At 65.7% G+C, this 13,233-nt stretch carries 13 protein-coding genes and 1 pseudogene; 5 read left to right on the forward strand and 9 right to left on the reverse strand.

Features of this window, described 5'->3' with window-relative positions; translation table 11 throughout:
* Nucleotides 1-17: 17 nt before the first annotated feature.
* Together ML401_RS30935 and ML401_RS30940 are read right to left on the reverse strand one after the other, a co-directional pair.
* Complete coding sequence (locus tag ML401_RS30935) at nt 18-1,154, reverse strand: FAD-binding oxidoreductase (protein WP_211415929.1); 1,137 nt, start codon at nt 1,152-1,154, stop codon at nt 18-20.
* A gap of 9 nt (nt 1,155-1,163) precedes the next feature.
* Nucleotides 1,164-1,247, reverse strand: a pseudogene (locus tag ML401_RS30940) (ABC transporter permease); the annotation flags it as partial.
* A gap of 354 nt (nt 1,248-1,601) precedes the next feature.
* Between ML401_RS30940 and ML401_RS30945 the strand changes: the two are divergent.
* Together ML401_RS30945 and ML401_RS30950 are read left to right on the forward strand one after the other, a co-directional pair.
* Nucleotides 1,602-2,528, forward strand: coding sequence for a LysR substrate-binding domain-containing protein (locus ML401_RS30945; RefSeq protein WP_063203811.1), 927 nt, complete (start codon nt 1,602-1,604; stop codon nt 2,526-2,528).
* Between the two features lie 50 nt (nt 2,529-2,578).
* Nucleotides 2,579-3,292 (forward strand): type 1 glutamine amidotransferase, encoded by a 714-nt coding sequence (locus tag ML401_RS30950; protein ID WP_285807942.1) that lies wholly within the window; start codon nt 2,579-2,581, stop codon nt 3,290-3,292.
* Nucleotides 3,293-3,310: 18 nt separating this feature from the next.
* On the opposite strand, the gene ML401_RS30955 is transcribed toward ML401_RS30950, so the two are convergent.
* The 6 genes from ML401_RS30955 to ruvC form a co-directional block, all read right to left on the reverse strand.
* On the reverse strand, nt 3,311-3,778 hold the full coding sequence (locus ML401_RS30955; protein ID WP_211415923.1) for a nuclear transport factor 2 family protein: 468 nt from the start codon (nt 3,776-3,778) through the stop codon (nt 3,311-3,313).
* Between the two features lie 79 nt (nt 3,779-3,857).
* Entirely contained in the window at nt 3,858-4,262 is a 405-nt protein-coding gene (ybgC, locus tag ML401_RS30960) for a tol-pal system-associated acyl-CoA thioesterase (RefSeq protein ID WP_285812773.1), read from the reverse strand.
* 112 nt (nt 4,263-4,374) lie between these two features.
* On the reverse strand, nt 4,375-5,295 hold the full coding sequence (locus ML401_RS30965) for a metallophosphoesterase (RefSeq protein WP_212069488.1): 921 nt from the start codon (nt 5,293-5,295) through the stop codon (nt 4,375-4,377).
* A 124-nt stretch (nt 5,296-5,419) separates the two neighbouring features.
* Complete coding sequence (gene ruvB, locus ML401_RS30970; RefSeq protein ID WP_177237050.1) at nt 5,420-6,454, reverse strand: Holliday junction branch migration DNA helicase RuvB; 1,035 nt, start codon at nt 6,452-6,454, stop codon at nt 5,420-5,422.
* A gap of 20 nt (nt 6,455-6,474) precedes the next feature.
* Complete coding sequence (ruvA, locus tag ML401_RS30975) at nt 6,475-7,092, reverse strand: Holliday junction branch migration protein RuvA (protein ID WP_194404391.1); 618 nt, start codon at nt 7,090-7,092, stop codon at nt 6,475-6,477.
* Nucleotides 7,089-7,616: a crossover junction endodeoxyribonuclease RuvC gene (ruvC, locus tag ML401_RS30980; protein ID WP_194404392.1), complete on the reverse strand. Its 528-nt coding sequence runs from the start codon at nt 7,614-7,616 to the stop codon at nt 7,089-7,091. Before ruvC ends, ruvA begins: the two co-directional genes overlap by 4 nt.
* A 390-nt stretch (nt 7,617-8,006) precedes the next feature.
* Here ruvC and ML401_RS30985 point away from each other — a divergent pair, with 390 nt between their 5' ends.
* Nucleotides 8,007-8,873 carry an IS110 family transposase gene (locus ML401_RS30985; RefSeq protein WP_376717324.1) on the forward strand — a complete coding sequence of 289 codons (867 nt, stop codon included), beginning with the start codon at nt 8,007-8,009 and terminating at the stop codon, nt 8,871-8,873.
* Between the two features lie 60 nt (nt 8,874-8,933).
* On the opposite strand, the gene ML401_RS30990 is transcribed toward ML401_RS30985, so the two are convergent.
* A complete protein-coding gene (locus ML401_RS30990; RefSeq protein WP_285807944.1) occupies nt 8,934-9,680 on the reverse strand; it encodes a YebC/PmpR family DNA-binding transcriptional regulator in 747 nt (248 codons plus the stop codon).
* A gap of 218 nt (nt 9,681-9,898) precedes the next feature.
* Between ML401_RS30990 and ML401_RS30995 the strand changes: the two genes are divergently transcribed.
* Entirely contained in the window at nt 9,899-11,647 is a 1,749-nt protein-coding gene (locus ML401_RS30995) for a methyl-accepting chemotaxis protein (RefSeq protein WP_285807945.1), read from the forward strand.
* Nucleotides 11,648-11,755: 108 nt separating this feature from the next.
* Nucleotides 11,756-13,180 (forward strand): methyl-accepting chemotaxis protein, encoded by a 1,425-nt coding sequence (locus ML401_RS31000; protein WP_285807946.1) that lies wholly within the window; start codon nt 11,756-11,758, stop codon nt 13,178-13,180.
* The last annotated feature ends 53 nt before the right edge of the window (nt 13,181-13,233 follow it).

Consider the following 13,233-nt stretch of genomic DNA (forward strand, 5'->3'; position numbering starts at 1 on the left):
TGGCTTCCTCAATATCTCTAGTAGCCGCTGTTGTTCGCCGCGCCGGCGGCGCCGAAACGGCTCGCCGAGAACGCGCCGACCAGCTCGGGCTCGAGCGCGCCCTGCACGACCATGCGCGCGATCTCGAAGGCGTGGTTGGACGCGAGCGTCACGCCGGAATGGCAGCAGGCGACGAAGGCGCCGGGATGCGTCTCCGACTGGTCGTAGATCGGAAAGCCGTCCTGCGGCATGACGCGGATGCCGGCCCAGCTTCGGACGACGTTGAGCCGCGACAGATGCGGAAACATGCGCTGCGCACGATCGGCCATGACGCCGCTGATCGAGGGCTTCAGGGTGCGATCATCGAGCTCATCCTCCTTGCTGTCACCGATCATCACCGTGCCCTCGTCGGTCTGGCGGATCGTGGTCAAGGGATGCGGCAGGAACGGCATGGTGCGCTCGGTCACCACGACCTGGCCGCGGGTTGGACCCATCGGTGCATAGAGGCCGACCATCGGCGCGAGCGTCTGGTTGGCGTTGCCGGCAGCAAGCACGATCTTGGCGGCGCGCAGTTCGCCCTTTGGCGTGGTCAGGCGGAATTCGCCGCCGCTCTTGCTGATCGCCGAGACCGGCCGCTCCGGAAAGTAGTCGATGCCGAACGCCTTGAACCCTGTATGGAAAGCCCGGAACGTGCGCAGCGAATTGACGTGGCCGTCGAGCGGACAATAGCTGCCGCCGGACACTTCGGGCCCGATCAGCGGCAGCGCCTTCTTCACGTCCGAGGGCCGCAGCATCTCCATCTTGTAGTCGGCCGCGCCGGCCTGGTTGTGCATCCGCTTGACGAGCTCGGCGCGCTGGCCGAATTCGTCCTCGCCAAGGGTGAGATGAAAGCCGCCGTTCTGCTGGAGGGCGACGTCGAGCCCGGTCTGCTGCTTCAGCTCGGACGCCAGCCGGCCCCACGCCTGCGAGGCCTGCACCGTCCACACCGTATAGGCGGGCATGCCGAGCCCCTTGCTCTGCACCCAGACCAGCGCAAAGTTCGCGCGCGAGGCGCGCTTGGTGATGTCGCCTTCGTCGAGCACGGCCACCTTCTTGCCGAGGCGGCCGAGGCCCCAGGCAATGGCGGAGCCGAGCAATCCGCCGCCGACGACGGCGACGTCATAGTCTCCTGACATGGGTTTCTCCTATCGCCCGGTGTCGCCGCCCTTGCCGGCGAGCACGCGGTCGAGCCCGTAGAAGCGGTCGAGCAGAATGAGGGCGGTCATGGTTCTTTTGCTGGGCCGAGGCGGCCGAAGGGGCCGCGATGAGCGCTGCGATGCTGACCGCGGTCAGAAGGCGAAAAGTTGTCATGTGGACCGATCTCCATACCGGAATGAGGTGACGTGCCGACAAATCTCCGGCTGGGGCGCCTTCCGCATTTCCTTCCGCGCAAATCCCTCTCGGATCAGGGCTCCGGCCCCTGTTCGGCGGGTCTGGCGCGATTTGGAGGTCAAAACCCCTCCAATCTGCCGAAAAAGCGGGCTGGCTCCAGCTCTGATGAAAAAGATCGCAGACCTTTACTTCCATCGTCCAATGAATAATGGCACCCTCTGCATGCCGAAATGTTATGATTGGATGACGAGATGGCGCGGATCAATTCACGGCAGGTCGAGGCCTTCCGCGCGATGATGCTGACCGGCAGCGTCACGGAGGCTGCGAAGCTGATGGTGGTGACGCAGCCGGCGGTGAGCCGGTTGCTGCGCGACCTCCAGGCCCTGCTGAAGATGGAGCTGTTCGAGCGGCGCGGCACTGGCCTGGTGCCGACCGCGGCGGCGATGGCGCTCTATACCGAGGTCGAGCGCTCCTTCGTCGGTCTCGAACGCATCACCGCCGCCGCCGAGGAGATTCGCGGCCGCCGCACCGGCTCGCTGCGCATCGCCGCGCTGCCGGCGCTGGCGAACGGCTATTTGCCGCGCCTCGCAGGGCACTTCCTGCAGGAGCGGCCGAACCTCAACCTCGCGTTCTTCGGCGTGATCTCGCCAATCGTGGTCGACTGGGTCCTGAACAACCAATGCGACATCGGCTTTGCCGAGGTGCCGATTGCCCATTCCGGCCTGCCAAGCCTGCGACTGCCGGCGCCTGCGCGCGTCGCGGTGCTGCCGACGGGCCATCGCCTCGCGGAGAAGGAAGTCCTGGAGCCCAGCGATTTCGAAGGCGAGACCTTCATCTCGCTGTCGGCGGGATCATCGAGCCGGCATCTCGTCGACCAGGTCTTCAATCGCCATGAAGTCCGCCGCGTGCTCAGGGTCGAGACCACCTTGTCGGAGATCATGTGCGGCATGGTGTCGTCAGGGCTCGGCGTTGCGATCTGCGACCCCTTCACCGCGCGGGAATTTTCCACCCGCGGCGTCGTCGCGCGTCGCTTCCTGCCGCGCATCGACTTCGAATTCTCCGCCGTCTTCCCGGCGCAGCGCAGCCCGTCGCCGGTGGCGCTGGATCTCGTCGAGACCATGCGCAAGGCGCTCGAGGAGTTCGAGGACCAGACGGCAAGCCAGCTTGCAGGCGGTTGACGTGGACGCCATTGGTGCAGTGTTATAGCTACGCAACCGAAGCAGGGCACATGGCACGCATCACCATCATCGAGACCGGCCTCGTTCCCAAGGAATATCGCGAGCGTCACGGCTCGTTTCCCGACATGTTCGAGCGCATGGTCCGCGCCGAGGATCCGGCGGCCACGGTAGACGTCGTCAGCATCCCGAATGGCGACGCGCTTCCCGATCCGGGCAAGCTCGACGCCGTCCTGATCACCGGGGCCGCTGCCGGCGTCTATGACGGCCTCGACTGGATCGCGCCGCTGGAAGATTTCGTGCGCACGGCCTACGCCAACAAGACGCCGATGGTCGGCGTCTGTTTCGGTCATCAGTTGATCGCGCAGGCGCTCGGCGGCACCGTGCGCAAGTCGGACAAAGGCTGGGGCATCGGCCGGCACGTCTATCAGGTGCTGCCGGAGAACGGCGTCGTCGACGGCGACGCGGTCGCCATCGCCGCCTCGCATCAGGACCAGGTGATCGAGCCCCCGGACGATGCGCTGACGATTCTGTCGTCGGAGTTCACCCCGCATGCCGGCCTGCTCTACGCCAACGGCACGACGCTGACCGTGCAGCCGCATCCGGAGTTCGACGTGGCCTTTGCGCAAGTGTGCTGCGATCTGCGCGACGGCAAGGCACCGGATGCGGTGGTCGCAACAGCAAGGGCGTCGCTGGCGGAGCCGATGGACAGTGCGAAACTGGGTGGGGCGATTGCGCGGTTCTTGGCGCGGCGCGCGGCGCCCTAGGCGCGGCACTCGCGAACTTCAGAACGGGTCCGTCCCCAACCCCGCCACGTCCGCCGGCCGCGGCCCTGGCGCCGCCCAGTGAAAGCGGCGATCTTTCTCGGCGATCATGATATCGTTGATCGACGCTTCGCGCCGCTTCATCAGGCCCTGCGCATCGAACTCCCATTGCTCGTTACCGTAGGAGCGATACCACTGGCCGCTTGCATCGTGCCATTCGTACTGGAAGCGCACGGCGATGCGGTTCTCGTCGAAGGCCCAGAGGTCCTTGATGAGGCGATAGTCGTGCTCCTTCTCCCATTTGCGCGTGAGGAAGGCGACGATCGCCTCGCGGCCCTGAAAGACCTCGGAGCGATTGCGCCAGCGGCTGTCCTCGGTATAGGCCAGCGAGACACGCACCGGATCGCGTGAATTCCAGGCGTCCTCCGCCATGCGCGCCTTCTGCGCGGCGGTCTCACGGGTGAAGGGCGGAAGCGGCGGACGCGACATGGTGGCCTCATCGGTTTGGCGGGAGCGGCAATCTACGCCTGCATGCCGCGGAGTCGAGAGGCCATCCCCTATCGAGCGATCAGGAAATCACATCGGCCTTCATCAGCGTGCGGATCGATTTGGGGATCGGCTGGGCGCGTCCCCCGCTGATGAAGGCGACGCGGACCTCGGCTTTCACCAGCACGTTTTCACCGCGCCGCACCTCCTGCGCGAGCACGATGGAGGCGCCCTTCACCGCAACCGGCCAGGTCACGACGTCGAGCACATCGTCCATCCGCGCAGGCTTGAGAAAATCCAGATGCATCGAGCGCACCACGAAGGCGAAGCCCGTGCCTTCCGTCTCCGCCTGCTCGAACAGAGCCTGCTGCTCGGCGCCCATCAAGCGCAAATGATTGGTGCGTCCACGCTCCATGTAGCGCAGATAATTGGCGTGGTAGACGATGCCGGAAAAATCCGTGTCCTCGTAATAGACGCGCACCTGCATGTGGTGGCGGCCGTCGCGGATCTCGCCGTCGAGATGGGCAGTCACGTCGCGAGCCTCTTTGCTTGTCGATATCAGCCCGTTTTGCGCAAAAACCGCCGCCCGCGCAAGCGGGTCAGGACACAACCGACATAGCTCGCCCCAGCGTCACCTCGACGATCTCGGGCGGCACGCCGACGCGGACCGGCATGATGCTGCAGCCGAGGCCGCCGGAGACGATGAGATCGCATTTCAGGCGGAAATGGCCATAGGCGAGCCGCATACCGTTCTTGGGCGAGACGGCCGGCGACCAGCCGAGCAGGCGGACCTGGCCGCCATGGGTATGGCCGGACAGTTGCAACGCGACGCGCGCAGGTACCAGCGGTGCAATGTTGGGCTCGTGCGCGAGCAGGATGATTGGCGCATCGTCGGTGACTTTCGCCAGCGTGCCCGCGAGATCGTCGGCGCCGAAGCGCCCGGTGCTGCGAAAGCGCCGCGCCGGCAGGAAGGCCAGCTGATCGCCGAGCCCGGCGAGCCAGAACGGGCGGCCGTCCTTGGAAAGGCGCACGACATCGTTCTCGTAGACGGGGATGCCGGCCGCCTCCAGCGCCCGATGCGCGATGGTCGGCCCGTGTCCCGCCCGCTGCACGGTCTTGTCGTCCCAATAATCGTGATTGCCCATCACGGCATGGACGCCGAGCGGCGCCTTCAGGCCGGCCAGCACCCTCGCCCATTCGCGCGACGGAATGAAGCGCGTGACGTGATGGAGGCCGGCGACATAGTCGCCGAGCAACACGATGAGATCGGGTTTCAACGCGTTGGTGCGTTCGACGATGCCCTCGATCCGTTCCAGCGACATCCAGGGATTGCAGGCATGGATGTCGGCGATGGCGGCGATCTTCAACGAAAGATCCGCCGGCCATTGCCGCGGCTTGGGATGATAGCGGGTGACGCGGAGCCGCAGCACCGGCTCGATGCCGACGCCGTAGGCGGCGGTCGAGACGCTGAGGGCGGACAGCCCGCCGATGGAACGGATGAAATGACGGCGCGTGATCATGAAAACCCGATCGGAATGCGCTCTTTTGATGCGGTCCGAATGGAGCGGAATTGGGGTGCGCTCGTGCAGATCGTCTGCACGAGATCACCAGAAGTTCATGAAAGGAGCGCGCCGTTTGCGCAGATCAGTCGTCGCTCTCGTCGGTGCCGAACAGGCCGAACTGTGCCGCCGCATCGCGCGAGGGCTCGGCGATGCCGAGATGGCGGAAGGCGTGCGAGGTGAGCAGGCGGCCGCGCGGGGTGCGCTGGAGGTAGCCGCACTGGATCAGATACGGCTCGATGATGTCCTCGATCGCATCGCGCGGCTCGGACAATGCCGCGGCCATGGTCTCGACGCCGACCGGTCCGCCGCCATAGTTCATCGCGATGGTGGTGAGATAGCGGCGATCCATGGCGTCGAGACCCGCAGCGTCGACCTCGAGCGCGCTCAGCGCGTGATCGGCGATCTTGCGATCGATCTTGTCGGCATCGGCAGCGGAAGCAAAATCGCGCACGCGACGGAGCAGGCGCCCGGCGATGCGCGGCGTGCCGCGGGCGCGGCGCGCGATCTCGTTGGCGCCGTCAGCGCTCATGCCGACATTGAGCACGCGCGCGCCGCGGCTGACGATGCTTTCCAATTCCTCGATGGTGTAGAAATTCAGGCGGACCGGAATGCCGAAGCGATCGCGCAAGGGATTGGTGAGCAGGCCTGCGCGCGTCGTGGCGCCGACCAGCGTGAATTTCGACAGCTCGATCTTCACCGAGCGCGCTGCCGGACCTTCGCCGATGATGAGGTCGAGCTGAAAGTCCTCCATCGCGGGATAGAGCACCTCTTCCACCGCCGGGCTGAGGCGATGGATCTCGTCGATGAACAGCACGTCGCGCTCTTCGAGATTGGTCAGCAGCGCGGCGAGGTCGCCGGCTTTGGCGATGACAGGTCCCGAAGTGGCGCGAAAGCCGACGCCGAGCTCCTTCGCCACGATCTGCGCCAGTGTGGTCTTGCCGAGGCCGGGCGGGCCGACGAACAGCACGTGATCGAGCGCCTCGCCGCGCTTGCGCGCAGCCTCGATGAAGATCGAGAGATTCTTGCGCGCCTGCTGCTGGCCGACGAAATCGGACAGCGATTGCGGACGCAGCGCGGTGTCGCCGACATCGTCGCTGCGGCGCTCGGGCGAAACCATGCGGCTGGCCTTGGGATCGCTCACTTCGCGAGCTCCTTCAGGCCAAGGCGAATGAGCTGCGCCGTCTCGGCATTCTCACCGGCGCTGCGCGAGGCAGATGCAATCGCAGCGGCCGCCTGCGGCTGGCCATAGCCGAGATTGACCAGCGCGGAGATCGCATCCGCGACCGGGCGTGGGGCTCGTTGATCGTCGACCGCGCCTGCGAGATGCACCACCGCGGGATCGACATTGGCGAAGGCCGGCGCCTTGTCCTTCAATTCGGTGACGATGCGCTCGGCGACCTTGGGGCCGACGCCGGGCGTGCGCGCCACCGCCGCCTTGTCGCGGAGCGCGATCGCATTGGCGAGATCGGAAGGCGCCAGCGTGCCGAGCACGGCGAGCGCGACCTTGGCGCCGACGCCCTGCACGGTCTGCAGCAGACGAAACCATTCGCGCTCCTGATCGGTGCGGAAGCCGAACAGTTTGATTTGATCCTCGCGGACATAGGTCTCGATCGACAGCACGGCGGCTTCGCCCGGCGAGGGCAGATGCTGCAAGGTGCGCGAGGAGCAATGCACCTGATAGCCGACACCGCCGACGTCGAGGATGACGAAGTCTTCGCCGTAGGAATCGATCAGGCCCTTGAGCTTGCCGATCATAGGCTCGCCACCTTCAGCCGGAGCGCGGTGCTCTGGCGGTGATGGGCATGGGTGATGGCGATGGCGAGCGCATCGGCGGCGTCTGCCGACGGCGGATCGGCCTTGGGCAGAAGGATCTTCAGCATCATCGCGATCTGGGCCTTCTCGGCGTGACCGGCGCCGACGACGGTTTTCTTGACCTGGTTGGGCGCGTATTCGGCGACAGAGATGCCGAACATTGCGGGCGCCAGCATGGCGACGCCGCGAGCCTGGCCGAGCTTCAGCGTCGCAACGCCGTCCTTGTTGACGAAGGTCTGCTCGACCGCGGCTTCCATCGGCTGGTGGTTCGAAAGCACGGCCGCCAGCCCTTCATGGATCGCGAGCAGCCGGCTCGCCAGCGGCAGGTCGTTCGGCGGTTCCACCGAGCCGCAAGCCACATAGATCAGGCGGTTGCCGTCAGCCTCGATCACGCCCCAGCCGGTGCGGCGCAGGCCGGGGTCGATGCCGATGATGCGGACGGGTTGGCGAATCGGGAGCGCGGTCATGGGCCAGTGATAGCGGCTGGCCGATGAGAGCGAAACAGAAACAGAACAGAAGTAACAGGGGAAGTGGCCCGCGCCCCGGGCGCGACGCAGCGCGAAGCGGTGCGGCGCTGAACCGGGGCCCATATCGGCACCGATGCCTGCGGGACGATGGGTCCCTGTGTATCGAAATTCTGTCATGGTGGAGTGGGCGGGAAGCCGTTGGGTCCTTGGCGCTTGACGCCGTGAGCCGGCTCGGTCTCCCGCCCGTTCCATCTATCAACCTGAACAGTTGCACGAGGCTGCGCCAACAGACCTCGCATCACAGGGACAGGCACCATGATCATACGCCCTCGTTACGTCGGAATCGACGTCTCCAAACGATATCTCGATATCTTCGATGAGAGCCTGGGCGTGCCGGAGCGCATCGCCAACGCGCCGCAGGCCATCACACAGATCGCGGCGCGTTGGCGATGCGATGTGCTGGTCGTCTTTGAAGCCACGGGCGTCTATGACCTTGAGCTTCGTGAGGCGCTCAGCCAGGCCGGCATCCGCTTTGCCCGGATCAACCCGGCCCGGGCCCGGGACTTTGCGCGCGCCAGCGGCCAGCTCGCCAAGACCGACCCGATCGATGCCCGGATGCTGGCGAGCTTTGCCCGGGCCATGCAGCCTGCCGCTGAGCAGGCTGCCAATCCTGCCCGCAATGCCCTGGCGGGGCTTGCAAAACGGCGGGATCAACTGGTTCTCATGCGTGCCCAGGAGAAGAACAGGCGCAGCGAGGCCGAGGACCGCGCCATGGCCGATCGCATCGGTCGGCTCATTGAAGTCCTCGACAATGAGATCGCCGAAATCGAGGCCGATATTAGCGCGCTGATCAAGACTGAGCCGGAGGTCTCCGATGATGCGCAGTTGATGCGGTCACTTCCCGGCGTGGGCCCCGTAACCTGCATGCAGCTGATCGCGCAGATGCCGGAACTCGGAAAAGTGGGACCGAAGCAGGTGGCCGCGCTCGCCGGCCTGGCTCCCTTCAACGTCGACAGCGGCGCTTACCGCGGCAAGCGGAAGATCGTCGGGGGCCGAAAGCGCGTCCGCGATGCCCTCTACATGGCCGCTCTCAATGCGGTCCGCCGGGCCGATCCATTCAAGGCCTTCTACGCTCGACTGCGACAGGCCGGTAAACCTGCCAAGCTCGCTCTCATTGCCGTTGCCAGGAAGCTGTTGACGGTCCTCAACGCCATCATGCGCGATCGAAAGCCGTACCTGTACACCAGACCAACATAACAGTTGCCGGCTCTGCGCAGCAGCGTTTCACGCCGCGGCGCGTCCGGGACACGAGCAGCCTCAGCCGCCCATCTTCGCGACAAGCGCGTCCGACACCTCGAAATTGGCGTAGACCTGCTGGACGTCGTCGTGCTCGTTGAGCAGATCCATCAGCTTCAAGAGCTTCTCGCCGGTCTCGTCATCGACTGCGACCGTATTCTGCGGCTTCCAGATCAGCGCGGCCTTGCGCGGCTCTCCGAATTTGGCTTCCAGCGCCTTGGCGACGTCGCGATAGCCTTCGGTCGAGGCGTAGATCTCGTGACCGCCTTCGCCGGAAACGACGTCGTCGGCGCCGGCCTCGATCGCGGCATCCAGCACGGCGTCGTCGGAGGCGACGCTGCGGTCGTATTCGATGATGCCGGTGCGGTCGAACATGAAGGACACCGAGCCGGTTTCGCCGAGATTGCCGCCCGACTTGGTGAAGAAGGAGCGGATGTCGGAGGCGGCGCGGTTGCGGTTGTCGGTCAGCGCCTCGACGATGACGGCGACGCCGCCGGGGCCGTAGCCCTCGTAACGGATCTCTTCATAGTTTTCGCCCTCGTTACCGAGCGCCTTCTTGACGGCACGCTCGATATTGTCCTTCGGCATGTTCTCCTGGCGCGCCGCGATGATAGCCGCACGCAGGCGCGGGTTCATGGCCGGGTCGGGCGTGCCGAGCTTGGCTGCGACGGTGATTTCCCGCGCCAGCTTGCCGAACAGCTTCGACTTCTGCGCATCCTGCCGCCCCTTGCGGTGCATGATGTTCTTGAATTGGGAATGTCCGGCCATGCGTGGTCTCTTGGAAAATCGTCAGCCAAAGGTGAGCGTGGGAAGCGCGGCCTTATAGGCCGCCACCCCACCGGAATCAAAGGGATCTGGGCCTCTGAGGTAGCACTGTAAAGGTAACCCCCGTAATGGACGGTGCCTAGAGGTGAGGCACCGTTAACCCTGATTTCATTCCGGACTGCGAAAATAGCGCCCGACCTTATCCCGACGAGAGAGAGCTGATGGCGTTCGGACTATTTCGGAAGCGCCTGCCGGACCAGGCCGCGCCTGCGGCCGCCCCGGCGGCTCCGCAGCCGGCGGCCCATTCCGAGCCCGCTGCCGTGGCCGAAACTGATTCGGCACGGGAAATCCTGGAGCTTTTGGAACTCGAGCTCGGCGCCATGATCCGCCAGCTCGAACGCGCCGCCAATTCCGTGGCCGGCGGCGCCGAAGCGACCGCGGCGACGCTTGCCGCCATCCGCGACCGCACCGATGCCCTGACCGGCCGCACCAACGCCGCGCAATCGACCGCATCCACCTTCGCCCATGCCGCCGACAAGTTCACCCAATCCGCCCTGGGTATCGGGGCGCAGGTTCGCGAGGCCGGCAAGCTCGCCGACGAGGCCAGCGCCGCGGCACAGGAAGCCCGCGCCAATGTCGATCGCCTGCGCGAATCCTCAGCCGCCATCGGCAACGTCGTCAATCTGATCGCGCAGATCGCGCGGCAGACGACGCTGCTCGCGCTCAACTCGACGATCGAGGCCGCGCGCGCGGGCGCTGCAGGAAAAGGCTTCGCGGTCGTCGCCACCGAGGTCAAGGCCCTCGCGGTGCAGACGCAAGGCGCGACCGAAGAGATCACCAAGAAGATCGACGCATTGCAGCGCGACGCCGCCGGCTCCGCCGATGCCGTGCACCGCATCTCGCAGGCGATCGAGGCGATCCGCCCGGTGTTCGAGACCGTTAACGGCGCGGTCGCCGAACAGAACGCCACCACCAGCGAAGTCTCCGGCAATGCCGCGAGCGCCTCGGAGTTCATCGTCTCGGTCGGCGAGAGCGCGGCCGAGATCGATGCCGCGACGAAGGCTGCCGAGAGCCATGGCGAGAATGTCGCCAGTGCCGGCAAAGCCGTCACCACCTTCGCGCAAAAGCTGAAGTCGCGCTGCGCCGTGCTGCTGCGCCAGAGCGAGCACGACGATCGCCGCAAGACCGAACGGCTGCCCTGCCATCTCAAGCTCGAGAGCGCGCGCGGCGTGATGCCGGTCTATGAGATCTCGATGGACGGCGTGCTGATCGGCGGCGCTGACGCTGGCCGGCTCGCACCGCAAGCTATGATCGAAGGCACGCTCGAAGACGTCGGCGCCTGCCGGCTGCGCGTGATCGAGCAGTCCAAGGCCGGCGCCCGCGCACAGTTCGCCAGCCCCAATGCCGAGCTCCGCGAAAAGATCGAGGACAAGCTCTGGTCGATCCACGAGGAGAACACCGAGTTCGTCACCCGCGCCATGGAGGCGGGCAACGCGCTGACCAATATCTTTGAGCAGGCGGTGGCACGCGGCGAGGTCAAGATCGACGACCTCTTCGACACCGACTATGCCGAGATCGCCGGGACCAATCCGCAGCAATACCGCACGAAATATCTCGACTGGGCCGACCGGGCCCTGCCGCCATTCCAGGAAGCCTTTCTGGCGAAGGACCAGCGCATGGCCTTCTGCGCCATGGTCGACCGCAACGGCTTCCTGCCGGTGCACAACAAGATCTATTCGCATCCGCAGCGGCCGGGCGACGTTGCCTGGAACACGGCCAACAGCCGCAACCGCCGGATATTCAACGATCCGGCGGGGTTGGCTGCCGCGCGCAACCTGCGATCGTACCTGGTCCAAAGCTATGCGCGCGACATGGGCAACGGGAACACGGTGATGATGCGCGAGATCGACGTCCCGATCCGCGTGCAGGGCCGGCACTGGGGTGGATTCCGTACCGCCTACAAGCTGTAGTGCACGCTCAGGCAAGACGCCTGCCGCGAATCATCCTCTAAAGTCGCGACTGGAATGGGAATGCCGCCGTGAGCCGGGTTGCGGCTCTGACTGGAGGACTCATCGAACATGTCCGTCGTACAACTTGCCGTCATGGACACCGGCTCCAACCGCACGCTTGCCGAACGGCTGATTGATCAGCTCGCCGACCGCATCGGCGGCCTCGGCGTGGAGCTCGCCGATATTGCCGGCAACGTCCAGGAAGTCGCAAGCCGCGTTGCGAGCCAGTCCGACCGGTTCCACCACCTCCAGAGCACGGCCGAGACGATGGTCTCGGCCAATCACGACATCGCCAATGCATCGCAGGCCGTGCAGACGACCACGTCGGCGGCGGTCGGCGAGATCGCGCAGTCCCGCAGCGCCGTCGACACCGCGGTCAGTCACATCTCCGAGCTCGTCGCAGCCGTGGAGCGGATCGAGGCGCGCCTTAGCGCCGTCGGCTCGGCGCTTGCGCAGGTGGCGAAGGTGTCCGGCTCGATCGAGGCGATCGCCAAGCAGACCAATCTGCTCGCGCTGAACGCGACCATCGAGGCCGCCCGCGCCGGCAATGCCGGCCGCGGCTTCGCGGTGGTCGCAAGCGAAGTGAAGAACCTCGCCGAAGCCACCCGCCAGGCCACGCATCAGATCTCGGACACCGTGCGCGACCTCGATGGTCAGATCGAAGGCCTGATCGGCGAAAGCAGCGACGCCTCGCAACGTGCCAAGACCGCCGGCGAAGGCGCCCAGCAGATCTCCAGCATCATCTCGCGCGTCCAGCAGGGATTTGCGTCGGTCGAAGCGGAGATCGGCAGCGTCACGCGCGCGGCGACCTCCAATCTCGGACATTGCGACACCGTCATCAGCGAGCTCAACGAGCTCGCCAAGGGCGTCGACCTCTCCTCGCGCGACCTCAAGAACGCCGACGAGCGCGTGGCCAAGCTGCTCGACACGTCCGAAGGACTGATCGCGCTGATCGCCGACAGCGGCGTCGAGACGTCGGACACGCCGCTGATCCGAATCGTGGTCGACACCGCGAAGCGGATCACGGCCGAGTTCGAAGCCGCCATCGATCGCGGCGACATCACGCTGGACCAGCTCCTCGACGAGACCTATCGCGAAATTCCCGGCACAGATCCGAAGCAGTACCTCACCAACTACGTCGAATTCACCGACCGCGTGCTGCCCGCGATCCAGGACCCGATCCAGAAATCGGATCCGCGCATCGTCTATTGCGTCGCCTGGGCGCGGGATGGCTATCTGCCGACCCACAATCCGAACTACCGCCTGCCGCAGGGCAAGGACCCCGTCTGGAATAACGCCAACTGCCGCAACCGCCGCCTGTTCAACGACCGCACGGTGAAGAAGGTCGCGGGCAATACCAAGCCGTTCCTGCTCCAGACCTACCGGCGCGACATGGGCGGCGGACAGTTCGTGCTGATGAAGGATCTTTCGTCGCCGATCGTGATCCGCGGCAAGCACTGGGGCGCCTTCCGGATGGGATTTAGGCAGGGCTGACGGCCGGCGCTTCCGCGTCTCAACTCAAAAGTTCGAAAACAACCCCATGCACA

This window comes from Bradyrhizobium sp. 62B, assembly GCF_030272265.2.
In the GTDB taxonomy this organism is placed as follows: domain Bacteria; phylum Pseudomonadota; class Alphaproteobacteria; order Rhizobiales; family Xanthobacteraceae; genus Bradyrhizobium.

Excerpts from the sequence above, each read along its gene's own strand:
- ML401_RS30935 (WP_211415929.1), bottom strand. The coding sequence starts at position 1,154 with ATGTCAGGAGACTATGACGTCGCCGTCGTCGGCGGCGGATTGCTCGGC.
- ML401_RS30945 (WP_063203811.1), top strand. The coding sequence starts at position 1,602 with ATGGCGCGGATCAATTCACGGCAGGTCGAGGCCTTCCGCGCGATGATG.
- ML401_RS30950 (WP_285807942.1), top strand. The coding sequence starts at position 2,579 with ATGGCACGCATCACCATCATCGAGACCGGCCTCGTTCCCAAGGAATAT.
- ML401_RS30955 (WP_211415923.1), bottom strand. The coding sequence starts at position 3,778 with ATGTCGCGTCCGCCGCTTCCGCCCTTCACCCGTGAGACCGCCGCGCAG.
- ybgC (WP_285812773.1), bottom strand. The coding sequence starts at position 4,262 with ATGCAGGTGCGCGTCTATTACGAGGACACGGATTTTTCCGGCATCGTC.
- ML401_RS30965 (WP_212069488.1), bottom strand. The coding sequence starts at position 5,295 with ATGATCACGCGCCGTCATTTCATCCGTTCCATCGGCGGGCTGTCCGCC.
- ruvB (WP_177237050.1), bottom strand. The coding sequence starts at position 6,454 with ATGGTTTCGCCCGAGCGCCGCAGCGACGATGTCGGCGACACCGCGCTG.
- ruvA (WP_194404391.1), bottom strand. The coding sequence starts at position 7,092 with ATGATCGGCAAGCTCAAGGGCCTGATCGATTCCTACGGCGAAGACTTC.
- ruvC (WP_194404392.1), bottom strand. The coding sequence starts at position 7,616 with ATGACCGCGCTCCCGATTCGCCAACCCGTCCGCATCATCGGCATCGAC.
- ML401_RS30990 (WP_285807944.1), bottom strand. The coding sequence starts at position 9,680 with ATGGCCGGACATTCCCAATTCAAGAACATCATGCACCGCAAGGGGCGG.
- ML401_RS30995 (WP_285807945.1), top strand. The coding sequence starts at position 9,899 with ATGGCGTTCGGACTATTTCGGAAGCGCCTGCCGGACCAGGCCGCGCCT.
- ML401_RS31000 (WP_285807946.1), top strand. The coding sequence starts at position 11,756 with ATGTCCGTCGTACAACTTGCCGTCATGGACACCGGCTCCAACCGCACG.